Raw genomic sequence first — 23925 nt, 5'->3', positions numbered from 1 at the left:
GCTTCGCTCGGTGCTTGTCGCCGCATTCTCCGCCGTCGTGGCCTTCGGGGCGCTGAGTGGCCTGGCCGGCGCGAAGGATGACGTCCGGGCGGACAGTAGCCGGGGATCGGTGGTGGGCGCCCAGTCCGTGGACGGGGGCGACAGCAGTTGGGGTGTGGTCAATCCCGCTGCCGCGGACGACAGCAGTTGGGGTTGAGTGATGACCACGCCTCCCGACGACCGATCCTTCCGCCGCGAGATGGCCACCGCCTACCGGTCCGGATGGCATTTCATCGACCTGGTCACCGCCATCCCCCACAGCGGTGACTCCCTGATGGTGACCGTGTTCGGTGAACCGGTCGTCGTCACGCGCGACGACGAGCAGGACGTACGGGCGTACCGGTGCCTGCGGCGGCCCCGCGGGGCTCCGCAGCCCGTACGGTGTGCCATCCGGTACGGAATGATCTTTGTGAACCTGGACCAACGGGACCATGAGCAGGTGGAGTCCGACTCTCCCGCTGCCCGGACCATCTCGGCCACCCCCCGCAGTGCCTGACGCGATTCCCCCGTCGTAAAAGATCGCGCAGGCGCTTCCCGGCAGTGGCGTCACCGTGACCTGAACACGGTGACGCCACTGCAGTTTTCGGGGACATTTCCGGGTATGGGCAGGGTCCGGTGATGGCCGGAACCGGTCGTTGGACGGTGCGAACCATCACCGTGGCCTCACTCCTGCCCCCTCGCGCGTGCGAGTGCGTTCTCCATGGTCTTCCGCGCCGGATCCGGTGCCGGCCCCGGCCGCACCTGCCCGTGGCGCCCCGTCCGTGCCTCTGTCGCGCGCTTTCGGCCGGTCCGGGTGACGGGCTGTCACCCCTCCAGTGTCGCCCACGACCGGCGGTTGTCGTCCCCCGTGCGCGGATCCGTCGCGCGTCTTTCACGTCGGCCCCGCGTCTTCACGCCGACCGTGCGCCTTCACGCTTCCTCCGCGCCTACCTCACATCATGGCACCGACCGTGTCCGCGTCCGCGTCTGCGTCTGCGTCCGCGTCTGCGTCCGCGTCTGCGTCCGCGTTCGTGTCCGTGTCCGCGTCCGCGTTCGTGTCCGTGTCCGATCCGTATCCACTGATCCACATCCGCGTCCGCGTCCGTATCCATGTCCGTGTGCGGGTGGCGACCGCGTGCGGAGGCCGGAATCCCGGGTTGAGGGCCGCCCGGACCTCCCGTCCTCACCTTGAGTGGAATAGACTCAATTTTGTGTACGCTGACCGAGTCAGCCAAGCCGAGTCAGTCGTGAAGGCCGCTGAACGAAGGTCACCGCAAGGAGGAGAACGCGAACGTGGACGCCGAGCTGACCAACCGGAGCCGGGACGCGATCAACGCAGCCGGCAATCGGGCCCTGACCGGGGGACACCCCGACCTCACCCCCGCCCATCTGCTGCTCGCCCTGCTCGAGGGGCAGGACAACGAGAACATCACCGACCTGCTCGCCGCGGTCGACGCCGACCAGGCGGCCGTACGCTCCGGGGCCGAGCGCGTCCTCGCCGGACTGCCGAGCGTCGCCGGGTCCACCGTCGCCCCGCCCCAGCCCAACCGTGAGCTGCTCGCTGTCATCGCGGACGCCCAGTCCCGCGCCCATGACCTCGGCGACGAGTACCTCTCCACCGAACACCTGCTCCTCGGCATCGCCGCGAAGGGGGGCGCCGCCGGCGAGGTACTGTCCCGGCAGGGAGCCACCGCGAAGAAGCTGCAGGAGGCCTTTCGGCAGACGAGAGGAGCGCGCCGGGTGACGACGGCCGACCCCGAGGGCCAGTACAAGGCCCTGGAGAAGTTCGGGACCGACTTCACCGAGGCCGCCCGTGAGGGCAAGCTCGACCCGGTGATCGGCCGGGACCAGGAGATCCGGCGGGTCGTGCAGGTGCTGTCCCGCCGCACCAAGAACAATCCCGTGCTCATCGGCGAGCCCGGCGTCGGCAAGACCGCCGTCGTCGAGGGGCTCGCGCAGCGGATCGTCAAGGGCGACGTGCCCGAGTCGCTGAAGGACAAGCGGCTGGTCGCGCTCGACCTGGGGGCGATGGTCGCCGGGGCCAAGTACCGCGGCGAGTTCGAGGAGCGGCTGAAGACGGTCCTCGCCGAGATCAAGGACTCCGACGGGCAGATCATCACCTTCATCGACGAGCTGCACACGGTCGTCGGCGCCGGTGCGGGCGGCGACTCCGCCATGGACGCCGGGAACATGCTCAAGCCGATGCTCGCCCGCGGTGAGCTGCGCATGGTCGGCGCCACCACCCTCGACGAGTACCGCGAGCGGATCGAGAAGGACCCGGCGCTGGAGCGGCGCTTCCAGCAGGTGCTGGTCGCCGAGCCGTCGGTCGAGGACTCCATCGCCATCCTGCGCGGTCTGAAGGGCCGCTACGAGGCCCACCACAAGGTGCAGATCGCCGACAGCGCGCTGGTGGCGGCCGCGACCCTCTCCGACCGCTACATCACTTCCCGCTTCCTGCCCGACAAGGCCATCGACCTCGTCGACGAGGCGGCTTCCCGGCTCCGCATGGAGATCGACTCCTCGCCCGTCGAGATCGACGAACTCCAGCGCGCCGTGGACCGGTTGAAGATGGAGGAGCTGGCGATCGGCAAGGAGACCGACGCCGCCTCCCGCGAGCGCCTGGAGAAGCTGCGCCGCGACCTCGCCGACAAGGAGGAGGAACTGCGCGGCCTCAACGCCCGCTGGGAGAAGGAGAAGCAGTCCCTGAACCGGGTCGGCGAGCTGAAGGAGAAGCTCGACGAACTGCGCGGACAGGCCGAACGCGCCCAGCGCGAGGGCGACTTCGACACCGCCTCCAAGCTGCTCTACGGCGAGATCCCCGGCCTGGAACGCGACCTGGAGGCCGCCTCCGAGGCCGAGGAGGAGGTCGCCAGGGACACCATGGTCAAGGAGGAGGTCGGCTCCGACGACATCGCGGACGTCGTCGCCTCCTGGACCGGCATCCCCGCCGGCCGTCTGCTGGAGGGCGAGACGCAGAAGCTGCTGCGCATGGAGGACGAGCTGGGCAAGCGGCTCATCGGCCAGGGCGAGGCCGTGCGGGCGGTCTCCGACGCCGTACGCCGCAGCCGCGCCGGGATCGCGGACCCCGACCGTCCCACCGGCTCCTTCCTCTTCCTCGGTCCCACCGGCGTCGGCAAGACCGAACTGGCCAAGGCACTCGCCGACTTCCTCTTCGACGACGAGCGGGCGATGATCCGCATCGACATGTCGGAGTACAGCGAGAAGCACAGCGTGGCCCGCCTGGTCGGTGCCCCGCCCGGTTACGTCGGCTACGAGGAGGGCGGCCAGCTCACCGAGTCCGTGCGCCGCCGCCCGTACAGCGTGGTGCTGCTCGACGAGGTGGAGAAGGCGCACCCGGAGGTCTTCGACATCCTGCTCCAGGTGCTCGACGACGGCCGGCTCACCGACGGCCAGGGCCGCACGGTCGACTTCCGCAACACCATCCTGGTCCTCACCTCGAACCTGGGCAGCCAGTTCCTGGTCGACCCGCTGACCACCGAGGAGCAGAAGAAGGAACAGGTCCTGGAAGTGGTCCGGTCCTCCTTCAAGCCGGAGTTCGTCAACCGCCTCGACGACCTGGTCGTCTTCTCCGCGCTGACCAAGCCCGAGCTGGCGCGTATCGCCGCGCTGCAGCTCGACCGGCTGGGCCGGCGCCTCGCCGAGCGCCGGCTCACCCTGGAGGTCACCCCCGAGGCGCTGGCCTGGCTGGCGGAGGAGGGCATGGACCCGGCCTACGGCGCCCGCCCGCTGCGCCGCCTGGTGCAGACCGCCATCGGCGACCGGCTCGCCAAGGAGATCCTGTCCGGCGAGATCAAGGACGGCGACACGGTCCGCGTGGACCTCGCCGGCGAGGGCCTCCTGGTGGGCGCGGCGACGGGCAAGACGCTGTAACACCCCCTGGGGGTACGGTCGCCGTGGTCACCGGAATGTGATCATGAAGACCGGCACGCGGGGAGACCCCTCGGCCAGGCAGGTTGCCCGGCACGTGCCAAGAGAGAGAGGGTGGGACGTACGTCTGGTCCCATCCACGGCCGGACGCCAGACGACCGCAGGAGTGTCCCAGCATGTCCATCGACCCGTCCTCGATTCCCAGCTTCGGGGGCCAGCAGCCGGAGCCGCAGCCCCAGGGCCCCGCAGGCCCCGTCGTCCCGGATCAGGACCTCGTGAAGCAGCTCCTCGACCAGATGGAGCTCAAGTACGTCGTCGACGACGAGGGAGACCTCGCGGCGCCGTGGGAGCAGTTCCGTACCTACTTCATGTTCCGCGGGGAGGGGGACCAGCAGATCTTCTCCGTGCGGACCTTCTACGACCGGCCGCACGGGATCGAGGAGAAGCAGCAGCTCCTCGAGTCGATCGACGACTGGAATCGCCGCACCTTGTGGCCCAAGGTCTATACCCACACCCATGACGACGGCACGGTCCGCCTGATCGGCGAGGCCCAGATGCTGATCGGCACGGGCGTCAGCCTGGAGCACTTCGTCTCGTCGACGGTCAGCTGGGTGCGGGCCGCGATCGAGTTCGACAAGTGGCTCGTCGAGCAGCTCGGCCTGGAGCAGGAGGTCAACGAGGCGGAGAAGTCCGAGGACGAGTAGTCACCCGCCCCGCAGGCGCGACGGAGCCCAACTCCGAAACCGACCCACAGAGGTCGTCCCGGAGTTGGGCTCCTTCGTGCTTTCCGGCGCCCGGGAAGGCCGCTTCGAGATGAAAATCAGACCGCGGTCGGATTACGGTCGGATTACGGTCTGATTATGAATACCGCGCATCCCGCCGGTGAATCGGAATCCGTCTCGTTCACCGATCTGTCGTGTACGCATGGCCGCAGCATCCGAAGGACACCGCATAGCGTTCGGTGACGTGCTCGTTCACCACGGGCTTTGCCTCCCCGCCTCCCCGCCTACCGCAGCCGGGAGGCCGCCTCCTCCCATACGCTCTTCTGCTTGCAGAAGGCGAAGCGGATGTACGGGGTGCCCGCCTCCCGGTGGTCGTGGAAGGCCGACGTGGGGATGGCGACGACACCGGCGCGTTCCGGGAGGGCGCGGCAGAAGGCTTCGCCGTCGGTTTCGCCGAGGGAGCGGATGCCGGCGGTGATGAAGTAGGTGCCGGCCGGCCGGAGGACGTCGAAGCCCGCCTCCGTCGGTCCGTCGACAGCAGGTCGTCTTTGGCCCGCAGGTCGACTCTGCTGCGCAATTACCCGGCGTGATGACGCCGTGCCGATACGGCCTTCAGAGCGCGTCGCAGATGCAGGCAGGCCGGGCGCGGCCGAGCCCTGAAAGCACGGCACGTGATCGCTCGCCGAATGGAGCAGCAGAGTCCAGGTCGACTCTGTTGCTCCATTGCGGAGAGTGACGCCGGCCTGTCGGCGGGGCGCAGGGAACGGGTCTCGCGGGGAGGCGGGCCGGCGCCCCGGCCGGCCCCTCTCGGATGCGGTGCGTGACCCTCCCTCGAATGGAGCAGCAGAGTCCAGGTCCGCGCGGAGCGCGGTGCAGTACGACTCGGGCGGCGTGAGGGCCTCGGCGACCGCGTACCGGAAAGGGCGCGCTGAGACGTACGTCGGGTACCGCTTCGCCGAGCGGACCGCCGTCACCGGTTCGGGGGTTCTTGTCACCCAGGTCACTCCCTATTCGCACGCCTATTGGTATGCGGCGAGGGTCAGGCTGCGAGGAGTGTGCTCAGGACGACGGCGGGGTCGGTGTCGGGCGGTCCGGCCGGCCACCAGGTGCCTCGGTCCTTGGTGTACGGGTACCACAGTCCGTCGCGGCCCAGGCGCAGCTGTGCGGCGTGGCCCTCGACGGTCCAGCGGTTGCGCCAGGAGCGGAGCCGGGGTGGTCTGCCGTCGGCCCAGTCTGCGCACAGCGCTTCGCGGGCACGTTTCAGGTGGGAGGCGGGTGGGTTCCAGGGGCTTTCCAGTACGTCCAGGGATGCTGCGCCGCCGTGCCGCCATGCACGGGTGGCGGCGGCGAGCTCGCCGGGGGTGCGGCCGCAGTTCGAGGCGATCCTGGCGAAGACGTCCAGGGTGGGGTGAGTGGCGGCGAGGCGGACTGCGTCCTGCCATTCGGTGAGGGGGGCGGGTGGGGCGGTGTCGGTGTGCCGTGCGCCGAGAGCTCCGGCGAGGAGGTGGTGGGCACGCACCGCGGCGTCGACGGCGAGCAGTTCCAGGGCTGCCGGGTCCAGACCGGGCTCCGGGACGGCGGAATCCACCAGCGCGGGGCCGCGGCCGGGCCGATCGGGGAGCGGCGGCGGGCCGGGCAGGGGCGGTAGCGCGGTACGGGAGGCGAAGGTGGGCCCGGCTGGATCACCGGGCCGGGCCGGGAGCGCGGCCGGGCCCGCGCCTGCGGTCGCCGCGGCTTCGGCGGCTTCGGCGGCTTCGGCGGAGGCGCGGGCGGTGTTGCGGCGGCCGAGCTCGTCCATCAGCTCCCGCTCGCCGCGACCCCGCAGGAGCAGCAGCACGAAGGGGTCGCGGTCCAGGAGTCGGGCGACCTGGTAGCAGAGGGCGGCGGCGTGTTTGCAGGGGTAGCCCCAGTCGGGGCAGCTGCATCCAGGATCGAGGTCCCGGGGGCCGGGCAGCAGCGGGACACCGGCGGCTGCGGCGTCGTCGGCGAGCCCGGTGGGCATCTCGCCGTCCAGCAGCGCGGCGATGTTGGCGGCCCGCTCGGCGATCATGTCGAGCAGCTGGTCCCACTGCCGGTCCGTCAGCTGCTCGACCTGGACCCTGGAGCGGTACGGGGTGCGGTGGCTGCCCTGTACCGGGGCGGCGGCCGAGCCGGGGGCGATGGTGACCGGTCCGACCGCACCGCCGCGCGCGTAGGTCCGGCCGCGCGAGAGGCGGCCTGAGTCCAGGGAGGACTCCTCCAGGGAGCGTAGCCATGCGCGGCCCCACCAGGACTCGGCGAAGGGCGCGCGGCTGCCCTTGGCCGGCGGGAGTGCGTCGAGGGTGCGCGCGGCTTCCCGCTGAGCCGGGATGCGTCTGCTCATCGTCCCGTCCTTCGCAGCGTGACCAGCTCGGCCAGTTCGCTGTCGCTCAGCTCGCTGAAGGCCGCTTCGCCCGAGCCGAGCACCGAGTCGGCCAGTTCCCGCTTCTGCCGGAGCATCTCGGCGACCCGGTCCTCCACGGTGCCCTCGGCGATCAGCTTGTGCACCTGGACCGGCTGGGTCTGTCCGATCCGGTAGGCGCGGTCGGTGGCCTGATCCTCCACGGCCGGGTTCCACCAGCGGTCGTAGTGGATGACGTGGCCGGCCCTGGTCAGGTTCAGACCGGTACCGGCGGCCTTGAGGGACAGCAGGAACACCTTCTTCTCGCCGGTCTGGAAGGCGTCGACCAACTCCTCGCGGCGTTTGACCGTGGTGCCTCCGTGCAGGAACAGGGTGTCCACTCCGCGGTCGGCCAGGTGGCGCTCGATCAGCGCGCCCATGGCCACGTACTGGGTGAAGACCAGCGCCGACCCGCCCTCGGCCAGGACGGTGTCCAGGAGTTCGTCCAGGAGTTCCAGTTTCCCCGAGCGGCCCGGGAGCTTGGCGCCCGCGGGTTCCTTCAGGAACTGCGCGGGGTGGTTGCAGACCTGCTTCAGGCCGGTGAGCAGCTTCATCACCAGGCCGCGCCGCGCCATGCCCTGCTTGTCCTCGATCTCGGCCATGAGCTCGCGCACCAGCGCCTCGTACAGCGACACCTGCTCCTTCGTCAGGGAAACCGGCTGGTCGGTCTCGGTCTTGGGCGGCAGTTCGGGCGCGATGCCGGGGTCGGACTTGCGCCGGCGCAGCAGGAAGGGGCGGACCAGCGCGGCCAGCCGCCGGGCGGCCTGTTCGTCGCGGTCGCCCTCGACGGCCGTGGCGTAGCGGTCGCGGAAGGAGGTGAGCGTGCCGAGCAGGCCGGGGGTGGTCCAGTCGAGCAGTGACCACAGTTCGGACAGGTTGTTCTCGACCGGGGTGCCGGTCAGTGCGACCCGCCCCCGGGAGGGGATCCGGCGCAGGGCCTGGGCGGTGAGCGCGTGCGGGTTCTTGACGTGCTGAGCCTCGTCGGCGACGAGCAGGCCCCAGGGCTGCTCGGTGAGGCGTTCGGTGTCGCGGCGCATGGTCCCGTAGGTGGTCAGGACGAAGCCGTCGTCCGCACCGCCGTCGAGGCCGGCCAGGTCGCGGCCGGGGCCGTGGAAGCGGCGCACGGGGGTGGCCGGTGCGAAGCGCTGGATCTCGCGCTCCCAGTTGCCGAGGAGCGAGGCGGGGCAGACCACCAGGGTGGGGCCGGCGGTGGTCTTCCGTTCCTGGCGGCGCAGGTGGAGAGCGATCAGGGTCACGGTCTTGCCCAGGCCCATGTCGTCGGCGAGGCAGCCGCCCAGGCCGAGCGAGGTCATCCGGTGCAGCCAGTTCAGGCCGCGCAGCTGGTAGTCGCGCAGGGTCGCGGCCAGGGCTTTCGGCGGCCCCTGGGGCTCGCGCGCGGCGCGGGCCTCGGGGGCGGCGATCCTGGAGCGCAGCTCCTCCAGTACGCCGCCCGCGGTGACCGCCACTCGCTCGCCGTCCACCTCGACGCTGCCGGTCAGCGCGGCGCCCAGGGCGTCGATCGCGGTCAGTGAGGGTGCCTTGGACTGCGCGGCCCGCCGCAGTCGGCGGACCAGCTCCGGGTCCACGACCACCCACTGGTCGCGCAGCCGCACGATCGGCCGGTGGGCCCGGACCAGCCGCTCCAGCTCCTCCTCGGTGAGTTCCCGGTCCCCGAGGGCGACCCGCCAGCGGAAGTCCAGCAGCCCACCGGAGGACAGGAAGGACTCGGCGGAGGACTGCGTCCCCCTGCGGCGTACGGGTTCCAGGACTCCGGAGGCGGTCAGCTCGCGTACCAGCTCTTTGGGCCAGTGCACGGCGACCCCGGCCGCCGCAAGGCTCTCGGCCGCGTCGCCCAGCAGCGCCGTGGCCTCCTCGTCGGACAGATCGAGGGCGGTCGGGGCGGCCGCGTCCAGCAGCCGTCCGGCCGGAGGCCATGCGCGGGCGGCCCGGCGCAGCGTCAGCAGCGTGTCCACCTTGGTCCGTGGGCCGAACAGTTCGGGGGTGGTGGCCCTGCCGGACCACAGGTCCGCGGCGTCGGCGAGCACCGTGGGATCGGCCAGGCTGCGCAGTTGGACCACGGCCCGGAAGGAGTCCGCGCGGCCTAGCTCCAGCCGCAGCGACACCGCCAGACCCGCGTCGCGGCCGGCGGCGACCTCCGCCGCCCAGGCGCGCTGCTCAGGCACCGGCTGCGGCGCACGGGCAGCGAACGCCGGTCCGCCGGCCACCTGGCGGGCGGCGGGAGGGCGGGTGAGGGAATCGGCCACGGCGTCCAGGAAGGCCCGCAGCAGCGGCTCGGCCGCCGGAAGCGTGAGGGGGGAGAGCCCGGGAACTGCGACCGCGCGGGCCTCCGGAGGCATGGCGGCGGCCAGGGAAGCCAACCGCTCGCGGTCCTCGGTGTCCAGCGGGCCGACCCGCCACGCGTCGAATCCTTCCGGCGACACCCCTGGAAGCACCCGGCCGCGGGCGGCCAGAGCCAGACCGAGCAGGGCCGCCGCACCCCAGAACACCGTACTGGCCGACGCCCGCCCGCTGCCTTCGGTACCGAGCGCCCGGCAGCGGGTCAGCAGCGGCAGCGCGTGCTCCACCGGCAGCAGTACGGCGGCCACCCTGGCCCGGCGTACGGACGAGCCGTGCGGGCGGACCACGGTGAGTTCCCCGGGTTCCACCCCCAGGTCCGGCGGCTCACCGCCGGGCGTCCAGAACGCCACCCGTCCCGACCGGGGCGGATCCGCGGGAAGGAACACCGCCTCGCCCACGGCGAACCCCGGCAACCGGGCGGACAGACGCTCCTGGTCCGGAACCGCCGACTCGGCCGCAGTCGGCCCGCCGGATCCGGCCGTGCGGGGGGCAGCGGACTCTGCCGACGGATAGACTTTCGCCACTACGCCCACTCCTGCACACGTTCCTGTACTTGTTCGGGAGGATGTGGGTCCTCCGCGCTCCCTCGGTGGGGCAAGGTTATCCGCGCGGGCGGACAGGGCGTGTCAAGAATGGCTTCGCCCGTTCGGTGGAGTGCGGAAGGATGCCACCAATAGCCACCACGGACGGCTGCGACACCTGTGCGGTCGCGGCCCCGTACCGGTGCCGGAATCCTTCACCGCCTCGATCAAGGGAACCCCTCGCCGTGACCGCCGACCCCGTGCCCACCTACCAGTTGAAGATCGCCCTGCGAGAGACCAGCCCGCCGGTCTGGCGCCGGGTCACTCTGCCCGCCGACACTTCGCTCGGCTGCCTGCACGACATCGTCCGGACATGCTTCGGCTGGGACGACTCCCACCTGCATTCCTTCACCGAACCTGGCTCCGGCTGCCAAATCGTCGACTTCGACGCACCGATGGACCGCGATCCTTTCCGCGACGCAGACGAGGAGTCCGTGACCGTGGCCGAGGTGCTGCCCTACGAAGGCGGCCGGCTGGAGTACACCTACGACTTCGGCGACGACTGGCGGCACCGGATCACGCTGGAGAAGATCCTCCCCGCGTCCACCCCCGACCGGCGCGTCCGCTGCACCGGGGGCCGCCGCGCCATGCCCTATGCCGAGGACATCGGGGGAGCCTGGGGGCTGCAGGCCGTACTCGACGCCGTCGCGGACCACGGCGCACCGGCCCCCGAGCCGTGGACGGACCTGATCGAAACGCTGCGCGAGGAGGGGTTCGACCCCGCCTGTTTCGACCGCGAGGCCCTCGACCGGGAACTGGCCGGCCTGGACCCGCGGTCGCCCACGGCCACCCCGGTACGAGGGTCGGCCGCAGTCGCCCCCGGCGGGCGGCGCTGCTCCTGCGGTGAGGTCCACGACGACGTGGACGACGTGGACGTGGAGTTCGTTCCGGTGCGCCCTGTCTCCCTGGCACCGCGCGCGGACCTTGCCGCGGACGCCCGGCAGGTGCCGCTGGTCGCCACCGCGCTCCGCCTGGCCCACTGGTGCCGGGGTGGGCGAGCCGTCACGTCCCGGGAGGTGCTCAAGCCCGCACTGGGCCGCCTGGCCGTCCAGGAACTCGAACTGTGGGCCCGGGACGAAGAACTGAGCGCACTGCGGCCCGCGGAGCGCGACAGGCGCCTGGCCCGCCTGCGCAGCTCCGGCGACCTGCCCTGTCTGGACACTCCTTGGCGGCTCGCTCTGTACGCGGACCTAGTGGAGATCAGCGCGGGCTCCGCTCGCCCCGGTCCTGACCTGCCCGCCACCGAGGAAGACGAGGGAGTACTGGAGCTCTGGTGTCAGGCGCTCAAGGACGAACTCGACGACCTGAACGACCTCGGGAACCTCGGCCTGCCCCTGTGGCTGTCGGCCGCGCTGGGCATGCAGGACGAGGACGGCGACGGCCTGGCAGCGGTGGTGCTGCGGGCACTGTACGAGGTGCCCGACGGCGAGTGGCTGGACACGGCGCTGCTCGTCGGCGACCTCCGGGCGGGCCTCCCCGAGCAGGAGGCACGACTGGTCGAACTGCTCATCCTGCAGATCTTCGACCAGGCGGCCATGCTCCTCGCCGAGTACCGGGCGGCGGAGGTCGAGGCCGGCCCGGACACGAGCCCGGAGCGTGACCACCTCCTCCTCGGCATCCTCGGCATCACGGGGAGCACCGAAGACAGCGGCGACACTCCCCTGCCCGGGAAACGGCTCAGGCTCACCCCACTGGGACGCCACGGACTGCGCGAGTATCTGCTTGCCGAGGGACTCCACGCTCCGCTGATCGGCGAACTGGCCGACGCCGACGCCCCGACGCTGCTCGACGCCCTGCTCGACTACGACCAGGACGCCGCCCACTCCGAGATCACCGGATGGATCAGCCATCGGGGCCAGGGCCCGGCCGCGGTCCAGCTCATCGACGCCTGTGCCGGACTGGAAGCCGACGCGGCCCTCCGTCGCCTGTCCGCCACAGCGGTGCTGGCGGAACTCGATGAACCCAGAGCGCTCGCGGTCCTGCGCAAGGCAGCGGCCTCGGGTGTCCCTGGCTGCGCCGAGACCGCGGTGATCACGTTGGTCGGCCGGGGCGAGATCCCCGAGGGACACGGTTCGGAGATCCGGCGCTGGGGGCTCGTCGACCATCTGTGGGGCCCACTCGGCGCGGGCGACGAGGCATTTGCCATGTTCCTGGACCAGGAGGGGGACTTGGTACTGCCGCTTCTGGAGCAGGCTGCCGACGACCTGTGGCGCTGCGACCACCCTGGCACCGGGGCCGTTCTGGAAGCGGCGGGGCGACACCTCAGGGCTCGGGACAAGGCGTTGGCCCAGCGGCTGCGCAGGTCGGCGACCAAAGTCGGATCCCAGCGCCGCCGATGAAGTCGAACCCGCGACGAAAGCCAAGAGACACGTCAGACCCGGGTTCTGTCGTTGCCGACATGCGTGATTGCTGCGCGACGCTGGGCCTGGCAGGGGCTGTGCTCGATCCTTGAGTCCTGTCAGCTCCCGTAGTGGTAACGGCACTGTGCGATCAGGACGCCGTCCTCGGTGGCCTTGTAGATCAGTCGGTGCTCGTCGTTGACGCGGCGCGGCCAGTAGCCCTGGGATCCGTGCTTGAGCGGTTCCGGTTTGCCGATCCCCTCGTTGCCGTTCCGGGCAATGTCCGCGATGAGCGTGTTGATGCGCTCCAGGATCCTCCGGTCCTGGAGCCGCCACCACAGGTGGTCCTCCCAGGCGCGGGAGGAGAAGGTGATCTTCACTCGCGGCCCTTGTTCGTCGGTCGCCAGCTCGCGTACGGTGCCGCCGCCGCTTTCCAGCTCGTCGATGGACGCGAGCAGACGCCGAGCGTTCGCCGGGCTTCGCAGCAGGTACGCCGTCTCCTTCAGGGACTCGTAGTCCTCAAGAGAGACGATGACGACCGGCTCGTGTCCGGCCCGGGTGATGACGACCTCTTCGCGGTCGTCGGTGACTGAGTTGAGCACCTCGGCGTACCGGGCGCGCGACTCGGAATACGTCATGGTCTTCACGGTCGACCCTCCCTTTGCGTGCAGGAAGTTGTACGTCGGTCCTCGTGCGGGCAAGTGCCAGAAGGGCGGCCGTGACCGGGCGACCTCCGGCCTGAAAGCTCCGGGCCGGTGCGGTGCGGCGGGCGACGAGGAATGCGACGATCGGCCCGTAGGGCGGCGGTCAGTGCACGAAGGTCTTGCCGGCGCTCGAGAAGGTGACCGTGCGGTCGCGCATGCCCGGGAAGGCCGACGGGGGGACGTGTTCGGCGTCGTCGTAGACCAGGTGTTCGTACACCTCGTCCGTGACCACCAGCAGGTCGCGTTCCACCGCCAGCGCGGCGATCACCGACAGCTCCTCGCGGGTGAGGACGGTGCCGGTCGGGTTGTGCGGGGTGCTGATCAGCAGCAGGCGGGTGCGGTCGGTGACGGCGTCGCGCAGTGCGTCGAGGTCGAGGTGGAAGCGGCCCTCGCGCGGGCGCAGGGTGACCGGTACGCGGGTGGCGCCCGCCAGCGCGACGCAGGCCGCGTACGAGTCGTAGTACGGCTCCCGGGCGACCACCTCGTCGCCCGGCTCCAGCAGGGCAAGCAGCGACGCGGCGAACGCCTCGGTGGCGCCCGCGGTGACGAGGACCTCCGTGTCGGGGTCGGGGGAGAGGCTGTAGCGGCGCTGCTGGTGCGCGGCGATCGCGGTGCGCAGTTCGGGGACGCCGGGGCCGGGCGGGTACTGGTTGCCGCGGCCGTCCCGCAGTGCCTGCACCGCCGCCTCCCCGACCTCCTTCGGGCCGTCGGTGTCCGGGAATCCCCGGCCCAGGTCGATGGAGCCGGTGCGCAGGGCCAGGGCGGACATCTCGGCGAAGATCGTGGTCCCGAACCCGGCGAGCCGGCGGTTCAGGAGGGGACGCACGCTGGAGGTCATGCGGCTCATCCTGCGCCGAACCTCTGGAGTCGCTCAACTCCGGCTTGGGCCGTGCGGGCATCGGGCATCTCCCGTCCACACACGTGAGCGAGGCACCCACGGGGGGTCGCTTCGGGGGAATCACGGGGGGACGAAAGGACGGTGGCGTCATGGTCATCGGAATCATCCTGACCCTGGTCTTCGCGTCGGCCGTCGTGTTCGCGGTGGCGGCGGGGCGCCGTCGCCCTGCGAGCAGGCCGCGCCGCGGCGGCAGCGGCGGCAGCGACAGCGACAGCTGGTGGGCGGGCGGCGGGGCCGTCGGTGCCTCCTGCGGCTCGTCACACGGTGACGGAGGCGGGGGAAGCTCCGGCGGATCGTCCTGCGGGGGCGGCGGAGGATGCGGCGGGGGCGGCAGCTGACGGAGCCGGGGAGGCAGGAGGGCCGGGGCAGCCCGTCCCGGAAGACAGTGGGGTCCGCGCCTGGCGGGCCCCACTGTCGCGCTGTACGCCGGATGTGCGCCCGAGCGCGCGCCGGGCAAGCGCCATGCCCGACACCTTGAACAGGTGATCTGAGGAGCCCCCGAGGGGATGGAAACCGCACGAAGTTGGGTAAAAACACTGTGGCGGCGCCATAGTTCGTGATTCCCTCTCCCCTACCAGCACAGCCCTCGGACTCCCTGCGGACCTCATCCGACCGGTCGGCCGGGCTGGCGAGCCGAACCCTCCGGTACGACCGGGGTGCGACGGACGCCCGTATCTCCCCTCCCACCCCCTCTCCATGTGCGCTTGCGGAGCCGATCCATGCTCACGACCCTGACCACCGTCTACACCGACACGCGCGCGGCCGACCTCGCCTGGGCCCTGGGGCGCGAGCCGCTGCCCGCGCTGGCCACACTCGAGCTCGAACTGGCTCGAGCCAGAGTCCAGTTGCGGCTTCTCGGTGCCTCCCACCAGGTGCTGCTGGAGGAGGAGCAAGGGGTCTGTTCGGAGACGGTGGCGTGCATCCCGGGCAGCAGAACACCCCTTCCCCTGGGCGTCGCCACCCGGGTGGGCGACTGGGAGTACGAGTTCGCCGCCCGCGTGGAGATGCTCTCCCCGGGCTCCTTCGCGGGCCGCGCCCAGGAACTGCTCGCCCTGGTCTCCGAACATCCGCACGGTCTTGCGGGCGTGTTTCCGGGGAGCCCGCACGCGTTCACCGCGATGCTTGCCCAGCGCCAGGAGAGCCGGGTCCACTGGCGGACCTGGCACGCCTACCCGCAGGACGGTCAGTTGGTGGCGACCCGGACAAGGGTGGGCGTACGGGTGAAGGCGGGCGTGTGAGCGGTGTCGTGTGTGTCGGGTGGGGTCTTTTCCGTTCTTGCTGAAATCGGGCAAGGGCGAATAAACATCACACGCATGGGTGACGTTCCGCGGCTGAGGCGTAACGTAACGTCGCAGGGTGATCGAACCGCAGGCCCCCGCTCCGCCCGGCTCCACGCAGTCCCCGGGCAGGCCACGCGGCAGTAGCGACGGCAGTCGCGAGGGCGTGGGCGGAAGCGGTGGCGGGGGCGGCGGAGGGGATGGCCCGGGCAGTTCTCTGCGGTTGCCCGTGCGGCCGGGCACCGGGCGGTTCCTGGTGCTCGCGGGTGTGTTCGTCTGCGCGGCCTGCGGACTCGTGTACGAACTCGAACTCGTCGCACTCGCCGCGTACCTGATGGGCGACTCGGTCACCCAGGCATCCGTCGTGCTGTCCGTCATGGTCTTCGCCATGGGCATCGGTTCGCTGGGCGCCAAGCGGCTGCGGCGGCACGCGGCGGCCGGTTTCGGAGCCGTCGAGGCCGCCCTCGCCCTGGTCGGCGGATGCAGCGCGATGGCCCTGTACGCCGTCTTCGCGTGGACCGGCGACTGGGGCGGCCCGTGGGCGCACGGGCCGCCTGTCCTGCTGGTCGTGTTCTCGCTGGCCGTCGGCCTGCTGATCGGGGCCGAGGTGCCGCTCCTGATGGAGCTGATCCAGCGGATCCGACGCCAGGACGCGGGAGGCGCGGTGGCCGACCTGTTCGCCGCGGACTACGTGGGAGCCCTCGTCGGCGGGCTCGCCTTCCCGTTCCTTCTCCTGCCGTTCCTCGGCCAGTTGACGGGAACCCTGATCACCGGTGCGGTCAACACGGTGGTCGGCGGCGCGCTGGTGCTCGGTCTGTTCCGGCAGGATCTCACCCGCCGCGCCCGCCGCCTGCTGATCATCGGCAACCTCTGCGTGCTGACCGTCCTCGCCTCGGCCACCGTCCTCGTCGAGGACTTCGAGCGGGCCGCCCGCCGCGCCATGTACGGCGCGGACGTCCGGGTGGCCCTGCGGACCGGCGTACAGGAAGTGGTGCTCACCGGTGACCGGGACGGCCGGTCCCTCGGCCTGTTCCTCGACGGCCGGCTGCGGGCCGACAGCCGGGACGAACTCCGCCACCACGAGGCACTGGTGCACCCCGCGATGACCGGCCCGCACGCGCGTGTGCTCGTCCTCGGCGGCGGCGACGGGCTGGCTGCCCGCGAGGTGCTGCGCCATTCCGGCGCGCGGCGGGTCGACGTCGTCGACCTCGACGCGGGCGTGGTGCGGCTGGCCCGCCACGACCCCGCCCTGTCCGCGCTGAACGACCACGCCCTCGACGACCCGCGCGTACGCGTCACCACCGCGGATGCCTTCGACTGGCTGCGCGGAGCGCCCCCGGCCGCGTACGACGTGGTGGTCTCCGATCTGCCGCACCCGGAGATCACCGCGAGCACCAAGCTGTACTCGCAGGAGTTCTACGGCCTGGTCCGGCGCGTTCTCGCCGCGGGCGGGCGGCTCGTGGTGCACGCCGGGCCGGTGGCGTCCCGGCCCGAGGCGTTCTGGACGGTGGAGTCCACGATCCGCTCGGCCGGCCTCCACACCGCCCCGTACGGCACGGCCGACCGGTCGGCCGGTCTCGCCGCCGGGCCCGGCCTCGCTCCGGCGGGCACCACCCGCGCCCTGCGCGACCGGGGCTTCGTCCTCGCCGCCCGTACCGCCCCCGAGCTGCGCCTGGACCCGTCCGGCCCCCGCCCGCGCACCCTCACGGACAGCTCCCTCGCCGCCGGCGCGCGGGCCGCCGAACGCACCCGCGTCCCCGGTCTCCCGCCGTCGACGCTGATCCATCCCCGGTACGCGCGGTGAGCCAGGACCGCTGAGGCACGACCGCCGACCCGGGACCGCTGAGGCAGGTCCACCGTGCCGTGTCCGATGGTCCTTTCACGCCGACGGGGATACAGCCCGGCGTTCGCGTGGGTAGGCTCCGCAGTCATGGAGCACGAGGTGTTCGTTCCGGTTCCGGTGGGGCGGCTCAGGGAGGCGCTGGACGATCCCGCACGGGTCGCCCGCGCGGTGCCGGGGTTCCAGCACGACGCCGGTGCCGAGCCGGTCGCCGGCCGGCTGAAGGTCCGCATCGGCAGTCACTCCATCACCTACCGGGGCGCCGTCCGGGTGTCCCGGCGGGACGACGGTTCCTACGCGGTCGAGGGCGAGGGGGCCGAGGTGCGCGGCACCGGCACGGTGAAACTGGCCCTGCGGCTGACCCTGCGGGCCGCGGAGGGCGGTGCCACGCTCACCGTCCACGGCACGGCGGCGGCCGGTGGCCGGGTCGTGGAGCTGCCGCCGGATACGGTGACCTCGGCGGTGGCCCGCCTCCTGAACCGCTTCGCGGCGAACCTGGGGACGGAGACGGGGGCCACGGCGGATACAGCGACGGCGACGACCCCGGGGGAGACGCCCGGGAAGGAAACGCCCGCGGGGGAGGCATCCGCGGAGGGGACGTCGTCCTCGGAGGAGCCCCCCGTCCCGGAGGCGCCCCCGGCTTCCTCGGCCCCCTCCGCCTTCGACGCGGAGAATTCCCTTCCGCCCCTCGGCCCCGGACCCCAGGACGACGCGGACGAGACAGCGGACGAGACAGCGGACGAGCCGGTGGACGGGACGGCGGACCCGGCGGGCGACGAGGACGGGGCCGACGACTCCGTCGACGCGGACGAAGACGCCGTCGCCGAGGCCGCGCACGCGCGCCGCACCATGATCGGCCGCAGCGCAGAAGAGGTGGACCACGCTCCGCCCCGGGGCCGCTACGCGCCGGTCCCCGCCCCCCAGACCGTCTCCGCCGCCGCACCCCTGCGCTGGGCCGTCCCGGCGGCGGCCCTGGCGGTGGCCTCGGCGATCGTCGCGGTGCGGGCCCTTCGCAGGCGCCGCTGAGACCCGTGGCCGAGGGGCGGGGCCGGCCCGACCGGTGGAGGCAGTCCTGATCACCCCAAGTAGGGTCGTCCCGTGAGTGACGAAGACATCACGCTGACCGCGGGCGACGCGGAGGTGACCGTACGGCCGGGAAACGGCGGGCGGGTCTCAGGGCTGCGGGTCGGGGGCGTCGAGCTGCTGCGGCAGGGCGACCGTTTCGGGTGCTTCCCGATGGTCCCCTGGTGCGGACGGACCAGGGAGGGCCGGTTCCGGGACGGGGCGACCGTCCACCAGCTGCCGTTGAACGCCCCGCCCAACGCCATCCACGGCACCGCCCGTGACGCCGCCTGGCGCACCGCCCGCAAGAGTGCCGACGAGACCGTGCTCACGTACGACCTCGTGGAGCCGTGGCCGTACCCCGGGCGGGTGACGCAGCAGTTCACGCTCGGCGAGGACGCGCTGACGCTGACCATGGCCGTGGAGACGTACGAGTCGTCCTTCCCGGCGCAGATCGGCTGGCACCCCTGGTTCAACCGCACCCTCGGCGGCCCGGACGACGCCCAGGACGTACGCCTCGGCTTCACCGCCGCCTGGCAGGAGGAGCGCGGCGACGACCACCTGCCCACCGGCAACCGGATCGACCCCCGCCCCGGCCCCTGGGACGACTGCTTCGGCATGCCCGACGGGGTCGACGTCACCCTCACCTGGCCGGGGCGGCTGGAACTGAGGGTGACCAGCCGCGAGAAGTGGGTGGTGGTCTACGACGAGCAGCGCGAGGCCGTCTGTGTGGAACCGCAGACCGGGCCGCCCAACGGACTGAACACCCACCCGCGCCTGGTCACCCCGCTGGAGCCGCTGGAGGCCACATCCACCTGGACGTGGACCCGCCTCTAAGCTGGCTTCCATGAGTGACGTACGTGGCGCGCTGCTGCAGCAGATCAAGGACAAGGCCGTGGTGCACGGCAAGGTGACCCTCTCCTCGGGGCTCGACGCCGACTACTACGTCGATCTGCGCCGCGTCACCCTCGACGGAGAGGCCGCCCCGCTCGTCGGCCAGGTGCTGCTTGACCTCACCGCCGAGCTGGACTTCCACGCGGTCGGCGGCCTCACCATGGGCGCGGACCCGGTGGCCGGCGCCATGCTGCACGCCGCCGCGGCGCGCGGGCAGCGACTGGACGCGTTCGTGGTCCGCAAGGCGGCCAAGGCGCACGGCATGCAGCGGCGGGTGGAGGGTCCGGACATCAGGGGCCGCAGGGTCCTGGTCGTCGAGGACACCTCCACCACCGGCGGCTCCCCGCTCACCGCCGTCGAGGCCGTGCGCGAGGCCGGCGGTGAGGTCGTGGCCGTCGCGACCATCGTCGACCGGGCGACCGGCGCCGCCGAGAAGATCCAGGAGGGCGCCGGGGTGCCGTACCTGTTCGCCTTCGGCAAGAACGAGCTCGGCCTGGACTGACGGGCGGGCATCACGGGAGACGGGACCGGCCCCCCGGCGTCACCCCGCACAACGACTCGACCGGCACCGTCGACGGACGGGACGAGTCTGGGAGGATGGGCCCGACAACGACGTCGCATCCAAGGTTCCAGGTCAGGGCCGACAGTACGCAGTACGCCAACCCGCACGCGCATGCATAAGGAGCGGACAGATGCCCATCGCAACTCCCGAGGTCTACAACGAGATGCTGGACCGGGCGAAGGCAGGAAAGTTCGCCTACCCGGCCATCAACGTCACCTCGTCCCAGACCCTGCACGCGGCTCTGCGCGGCTTCGCCGAGGCTGAGAGCGACGGCATCGTGCAGATCTCCACGGGCGGCGCCGAGTTCCTGGGCGGTCAGCACAAGAAGGAGATGGTGACCGGATCGGTCGCCCTGGCCGAGTTCGCGCACATCGTCGCCGAGAAGTACGACGTCAACATCGCCCTGCACACGGACCACTGCCCGAAGGACAAGCTCGACGGTTACGTCCGTCCGCTGCTCGCGATCTCGGAGGAGCGCGTCAAGGGCGGACGCAACCCGCTGTTCCAGTCCCACATGTGGGACGGCTCCGCGGAGACCCTTGCCGACAACCTGAGCATCGCCCAGGAGCTTCTGGAGCGCGCCCGCGCCGCGAAGATCATCCTCGAGGTCGAGATCACCCCGACCGGCGGTGAGGAGGACGGCGTCTCGCACGAGATCAACGACTCCCTCTACACCACGGTCGACGACGCGATCCGCACGGCGGAGGCGCTCGGTCTGGGTGAGAAGGGCCGCTACCTGCTGGCCGCGTCGTTCGGCAACGTGCACGGTGTGTACAAGCCGGGCAACGTCGTCCTGCGCCCGGACCTGCTCAAGGAGCTGAACGAGGGCACCGCCGTCAAGTACGGCAAGCCGGCCGGCTCGCAGCCGTTCGACTTCGTCTTCCACGGCGGCTCGGGCTCCTCGCCGGAGGAGATCCTCACCGCGCTGGAGAACGGCGTCGTGAAGATGAACATCGACACGGACACGCAGTACGCCTTCACGCGTCCGGTCGTCGACCACGTGTTCAGGAACTACGACGGTGTCCTGAAGGTCGACGGCGAGGTCGGTTCCAAGAAGACGTACGACCCGCGTACCTGGGGCAAGCTGGCCGAGGCGTCGATGTCCGCCCGCGTCCTGGAGGCCTGCCAGAACCTGCGTTCCACGGGCACGAAGATCAAGTAGTCGCTCTCACGCGTGGCCGGGCCCGGCGCCTGTGGTGCCGGGCCCGGCCCGTTTGCGTATGCTCCGAGCATGCCCGGTGTCCGGCTGGCCTCCCCGCAGGGCAGGTGGGTTCTGCTCACCACGGTGCTCGGTTCCAGCATGGTCCTGCTGGACTCCACCGTCGTCAACGTCGCCCTCCCGCGTATCGGCCGTGACCTCGACGCGGACCTCGCCGTCCTGCAGTGGACGGTCAGCGCGTACATGGTCACGTTGGCCGGACTGATCCTGCTGGGCGGGGCGCTGGGCGACCGGTTCGGCCGCCGCAAGGTGTTTGTGGTCGGGGTGCTGTGGTTCGCGGCGGCCTCCCTGCTGTGCGGCCTCGCGCCGAACGCCGGTGTGCTGATCGCCGCCCGTGCCCTGCAGGGGGTCGGCGGGGCGCTGCTCACGCCCGGCTCGCTCGCCCTGATCCAGGCGTCCTTCCACCCCGACGACCGGGGCCGGGCGGTGGGCCTGTGGTCCGGCTTCGGCGGGATCGGCGCGGCGGTCGGCCCGTTCCTCGGCGGCTGGCTGGTGGACGGGCCGGGCTGGCGTTGGGTGTTCCTGATCAACGTGCCGCCGGCGGTGCTGTGCGTCCTGATCGCCGTCCGTCACGTACCGGAGTCGGACAGCGGGGAGCAGGCCCACGGCCGCTTCGACGTGCTCGGCGCGGTGCTCGGCGCGCTCGCCCTGGGCCTGGTGACGTACGCGCTGATCGAGGCCGGTGAGGCCGGTGAGGGCTCCCTCCTGGTCGCGGTCACCGCGGTCGCCGGACTGGCCGTCGCCGTCGCCTTCGTGGCCGTCGAGAAGCGCGGCCCGCACCCGATGATGCCGCTGGACGTCTTCGGCTCCCGCCTGTTCACGGTGGTCAACGTCGTCACGCTGTGCGTGTACGCGGCCTTCGGCGGCTTCTTCTTCCTCGCCGCGCTCCAGCTCCAGGTCGCCGTCGGCTGGTCCGCGCTCGCCGCCGGTACGGCGCTGCTGCCCACGACCGTGCTGATGCTGCTGCTCTCCGCCCGCTCCGGCGAGCTCGCCGACCGGATCGGACCGCGGATCCCGCTCACGGTCGGGCCACTGCTGTGCGCAGCCGGGATGCTGTTGATGACGCGGGTGGGGCCGGGTGCCTCGTACCTCCCCGACGTCCTGCCCGCGCTGCTGGTGCTGGGGCTCGGCATGGTCACCCTGGTGGCGCCGCTGACCGCGACCGTTCTCGCCGCCGTGGACACCGGGCGGGCGGGCCTGGCCAGCGGCATCAACAACGCGGCGGCCCGCGCGGCCGGCCTGGTGGCGGTGGCCGCGCTGCCGCTGCTGGTCGGGATGGGGCCGGAGGCGTACCGGGAGCCGGACGCCTTCGACGACGCGTTCGGCCGGGCGATGGTGCTGTGTGCCGCGGTTCTGGTGGTCGGCTCGGTCATCGCCTTCGTGACCGTGCGACGTCCCGCGCCGGGCTGCCGCCACCCCGAGTGCCGTACACACGGCAGTGTGGCGGTACCCCCACTGGAACCCGAGACCGCATCCGAGACCGCATCCGAATCCGGCCCCGGACCCGAGGCGGGGCGGAAAGGTGGTGTTTCACGTGAAACACCACCACCGCCCGGGCCCGGGAGGCTCTAAGCGCGCTTCAGCTCCTCGTACGCCTCGGCGCTGCTGTCCTGGAGGAACTGCTTGCAGCGCTCCGCCTCGTCCTTCTCGTCGATCGCCTCGGCGGCGCGGGCGAGGGCGGCGAGGCAGCGCAGGAAGCCGCGGTTGGGACGGTGGCTCCACGGGACGGGGCCGTGCCCCTTCCAGCCGGACCGGCGCAGGGAGTCGAGCCCTCGGTGGTAGCCCGTCCGGGCGTACGCGTACGACTCGACCACTCGCCCCGCCTCGAAGGCTTCGTCGGCGAGCATGGCCCAGGCAAGCGAGAACGTCGGGAACTTCGCCGCCACCTCGGAGGGCGGCAGGGACTCCTCGCCGAGCAGGCGGTACGCCTCCTCGTTCTCCGGCAGATGGGTCGGGTCCGGGCCGCCGAGCAGGTTCTTCTGAGTGGTCATGACGCCAGTCTGCCATCTGCCGCGGACCGTTCCGGCGGGGCGGCGGTGTCCGTGTCCAGGGTGACGGCGAAGAGCGCGGCGTCGTCCTGCAGCGCGCCCCCGGTGTGCCGGAAGACGGCGTCGAGCACGGCGTCGAGCACCACGTCCGGATCCGGCGGGAAGGGCCGGGACAGCATCGGAACGAGGTCGAAGAAGACACCGTCCGCGTCGCGGGCCTCGTTGATGCCGTCGGTGTAGAGGACCAGCGTGGCCCCGGCCGGTAGCGCGAACCGGTCGACCGGGATCTCGTCGCCGTCGGGAGCGCCACCGGGGCCGTCACCGAGAACGCCCAGGCCCAGGGGAAGCGACGGTACGGCAGGTTCCAGCGGGACCGCCCGGCCGTCGTGCACCAGCAGGGGTGCCGCGTGGCCCCGGACGGCGATACGAAGTTCGGAGCAGCTGGGGGCGAGCTCCGCGACGACGGCCGTGGCGAACGACTCGGCCTCCGTCCCGCTCGCCTGGTCGATGGTCCCCCGCATCCGCTCCTCCAGCTGCTGGACCACGCCTCGCAGGTCCGACCGGTAGAGGCAGGCCTCGTGGAACGATCCGAGCAGGGAGTTCACCGCGCGGACCGCCTCCAGACCCTTGCCGCGGACATCGGCGATGAGCATGCGGATACCGTGCGGCGTCTCGTGGATGGCGAAAAGGTCACCGCCGATGGCGGCCTCCACGTGGGCGACCTCGTACCGGGCGGCCACGGTCAGCCGTCCCACCCGGTGCGGTGGGTCCGGCAGCACCGCGCGCTGCACCACCGCCGCCACCTCGCGGCTCGTCCTCAGCTGCTGCCGGTCGCGTGTCAGCTGCACGTTGAGGCCCGCCGCGATGACGGTGAGCAGGATCAAACTGCTGAACGCGGTGCCGTCGGCGCGGGTCGGCTCTCTTTCCAGGCCCACCAGGAAGAGCCCCACGATGTTCGCTGCCACACCTGTGGTGATCGTCCCGCGCAGGGAGAGCACCGGCGCGGCCAGGACGGGGGCGGCCGCGAGCAGGGGGAACGTGCTGAAGTTGTTCAGGACGCCGAGGTCGAGGACGAAGGCACTCACGAGCAGCGCGGCGGGCAGCCACCGGAGCCACCGCTCGCGCTCCCTCACTTCCTTGCGCCCGTTTCGCATGC

Annotated in this window: 19 protein-coding genes and 4 pseudogenes; 13 read left to right on the top strand and 10 right to left on the bottom strand. The window is 71.8% G+C overall.

Going from position 1 to position 23925, the window contains the following annotated elements; genetic code table 11:
- Positions 1–10: 10 nt before the first annotated feature.
- Positions 11–196, top strand: a complete 186-nt coding sequence (locus HUV60_RS15960; RefSeq protein ID WP_443047313.1) for a hypothetical protein — start codon at positions 11–13, stop codon at positions 194–196.
- Positions 197–199: 3 nt separating this feature from the next.
- Positions 200–535, top strand: coding sequence for a hypothetical protein (locus HUV60_RS15955; RefSeq protein ID WP_257850623.1), 336 nt, complete (start codon positions 200–202; stop codon positions 533–535).
- A 435-nt stretch (positions 536–970) separates the two neighbouring features.
- Here the strand turns inward: HUV60_RS15955 and HUV60_RS15950 are convergent, their stop codons facing one another.
- Positions 971–1108 carry a hypothetical protein gene (locus HUV60_RS15950; RefSeq protein WP_269441193.1) on the bottom strand — a complete coding sequence of 46 codons (138 nt, stop codon included), beginning with the start codon at positions 1106–1108 and terminating at the stop codon, positions 971–973.
- Positions 1109–1311: 203 nt separating this feature from the next.
- Here HUV60_RS15950 and clpB point away from each other — a divergent pair, with 203 nt between their 5' ends.
- Together clpB and HUV60_RS15940 are read left to right on the top strand one after the other, a co-directional pair.
- Complete coding sequence (gene clpB, locus HUV60_RS15945) at positions 1312–3909, top strand: ATP-dependent chaperone ClpB (RefSeq protein WP_257850624.1); 2598 nt, start codon at positions 1312–1314, stop codon at positions 3907–3909.
- A 173-nt stretch (positions 3910–4082) separates the two neighbouring features.
- On the top strand, positions 4083–4610 hold the full coding sequence (locus HUV60_RS15940; RefSeq protein WP_257850625.1) for a YbjN domain-containing protein: 528 nt from the start codon (positions 4083–4085) through the stop codon (positions 4608–4610).
- A gap of 302 nt (positions 4611–4912) precedes the next feature.
- Here HUV60_RS15940 and HUV60_RS15935 read toward each other — a convergent pair.
- The 4 genes and pseudogenes from HUV60_RS15935 to HUV60_RS15920 all read right to left on the bottom strand — a co-directional run.
- Positions 4913–5196, bottom strand: a pseudogene (locus HUV60_RS15935) (aminotransferase); the annotation flags it as partial.
- A 283-nt stretch (positions 5197–5479) separates the two neighbouring features.
- Positions 5480–5632, bottom strand: a pseudogene (locus HUV60_RS15930) (aminotransferase); the annotation flags it as partial.
- A 35-nt stretch (positions 5633–5667) separates the two neighbouring features.
- The gene (locus HUV60_RS15925) at positions 5668–6990 is read right to left on the bottom strand and encodes an SWIM zinc finger family protein (RefSeq protein ID WP_257850626.1); all 1323 of its coding nucleotides are present in this window, start codon (positions 6988–6990) and stop codon (positions 5668–5670) included.
- Complete coding sequence (locus HUV60_RS15920; RefSeq protein WP_443047311.1) at positions 6987–9938, bottom strand: DEAD/DEAH box helicase; 2952 nt, start codon at positions 9936–9938, stop codon at positions 6987–6989. The genes HUV60_RS15925 and HUV60_RS15920 overlap by 4 nt, the downstream gene beginning before the upstream one ends.
- A 233-nt stretch (positions 9939–10171) precedes the next feature.
- Between HUV60_RS15920 and HUV60_RS15915 the strand changes: the two genes are divergently transcribed.
- Positions 10172–12325, top strand: a complete 2154-nt coding sequence (locus HUV60_RS15915) for a plasmid pRiA4b ORF-3 family protein (RefSeq protein ID WP_257850627.1) — start codon at positions 10172–10174, stop codon at positions 12323–12325.
- A 119-nt stretch (positions 12326–12444) separates the two neighbouring features.
- On the opposite strand, the gene HUV60_RS15910 is transcribed toward HUV60_RS15915, so the two are convergent.
- The 3 genes and pseudogenes from HUV60_RS15910 to HUV60_RS15900 all read right to left on the bottom strand — a co-directional run.
- Positions 12445–12705 carry a Txe/YoeB family addiction module toxin gene (locus HUV60_RS15910; protein ID WP_257851690.1) on the bottom strand — a complete coding sequence of 87 codons (261 nt, stop codon included), beginning with the start codon at positions 12703–12705 and terminating at the stop codon, positions 12445–12447.
- Between the two features lie 21 nt (positions 12706–12726).
- Positions 12727–12972 (bottom strand): annotated as a pseudogene (locus tag HUV60_RS15905) (type II toxin-antitoxin system Phd/YefM family antitoxin); the annotation flags it as partial.
- 169 nt (positions 12973–13141) lie between these two features.
- Positions 13142–13876: pseudogene (locus HUV60_RS15900) on the bottom strand (aminotransferase class I/II-fold pyridoxal phosphate-dependent enzyme); the annotation flags it as partial.
- Between the two features lie 140 nt (positions 13877–14016).
- Between HUV60_RS15900 and HUV60_RS15895 the strand changes: the two are divergent.
- The 8 genes from HUV60_RS15895 (at position 14017) to HUV60_RS15860 (ending at position 22353) form a co-directional block, all read left to right on the top strand.
- Positions 14017–14265: a hypothetical protein gene (locus HUV60_RS15895; RefSeq protein WP_257850628.1), complete on the top strand. Its 249-nt coding sequence runs from the start codon at positions 14017–14019 to the stop codon at positions 14263–14265.
- A gap of 381 nt (positions 14266–14646) precedes the next feature.
- Positions 14647–15165: a DUF2617 family protein gene (locus HUV60_RS15890; protein ID WP_257850629.1), complete on the top strand. Its 519-nt coding sequence runs from the start codon at positions 14647–14649 to the stop codon at positions 15163–15165.
- A gap of 118 nt (positions 15166–15283) precedes the next feature.
- Positions 15284–17008, top strand: a complete 1725-nt coding sequence (locus HUV60_RS15885; protein WP_443047310.1) for a polyamine aminopropyltransferase — start codon at positions 15284–15286, stop codon at positions 17006–17008.
- A 126-nt stretch (positions 17009–17134) separates the two neighbouring features.
- Positions 17135–18070, top strand: a complete 936-nt coding sequence (locus HUV60_RS15880) for an SRPBCC domain-containing protein (protein ID WP_257850630.1) — start codon at positions 17135–17137, stop codon at positions 18068–18070.
- 72 nt (positions 18071–18142) lie between these two features.
- Positions 18143–18943, top strand: coding sequence for an aldose epimerase family protein (locus tag HUV60_RS15875; RefSeq protein ID WP_257850631.1), 801 nt, complete (start codon positions 18143–18145; stop codon positions 18941–18943).
- 10 nt (positions 18944–18953) lie between these two features.
- Positions 18954–19502 (top strand): orotate phosphoribosyltransferase, encoded by a 549-nt coding sequence (gene pyrE / locus HUV60_RS15870; protein ID WP_257850632.1) that lies wholly within the window; start codon positions 18954–18956, stop codon positions 19500–19502.
- Between the two features lie 190 nt (positions 19503–19692).
- Entirely contained in the window at positions 19693–20724 is a 1032-nt protein-coding gene (fbaA, locus tag HUV60_RS15865) for a class II fructose-bisphosphate aldolase (RefSeq protein ID WP_257850633.1), read from the top strand.
- A 69-nt stretch (positions 20725–20793) separates the two neighbouring features.
- The gene (locus tag HUV60_RS15860; protein ID WP_257850634.1) at positions 20794–22353 is read left to right on the top strand and encodes an MFS transporter; all 1560 of its coding nucleotides are present in this window, start codon (positions 20794–20796) and stop codon (positions 22351–22353) included.
- Here the strand turns inward: HUV60_RS15860 and HUV60_RS15855 are convergent.
- Together HUV60_RS15855 and HUV60_RS15850 are read right to left on the bottom strand one after the other, a co-directional pair.
- On the bottom strand, positions 22350–22772 hold the full coding sequence (locus tag HUV60_RS15855; protein ID WP_042163490.1) for a DUF3151 domain-containing protein: 423 nt from the start codon (positions 22770–22772) through the stop codon (positions 22350–22352). The genes HUV60_RS15860 and HUV60_RS15855 overlap by 4 nt on opposite strands.
- Complete coding sequence (locus tag HUV60_RS15850) at positions 22769–23923, bottom strand: PP2C family protein-serine/threonine phosphatase (RefSeq protein WP_257850635.1); 1155 nt, start codon at positions 23921–23923, stop codon at positions 22769–22771. Before HUV60_RS15850 ends, HUV60_RS15855 begins: the two co-directional genes overlap by 4 nt.
- Positions 23924–23925: the final 2 nt, after the last annotated feature.

This window comes from Streptomyces sp. KMM 9044 (assembly GCF_024701375.2).
In the GTDB taxonomy this organism is placed as follows: domain Bacteria; phylum Actinomycetota; class Actinomycetes; order Streptomycetales; family Streptomycetaceae; genus Streptomyces.
The sequence above is the reverse complement of the archived record's forward strand: the minus strand, read 5'-3'. Positions and strand labels throughout refer to the sequence as shown.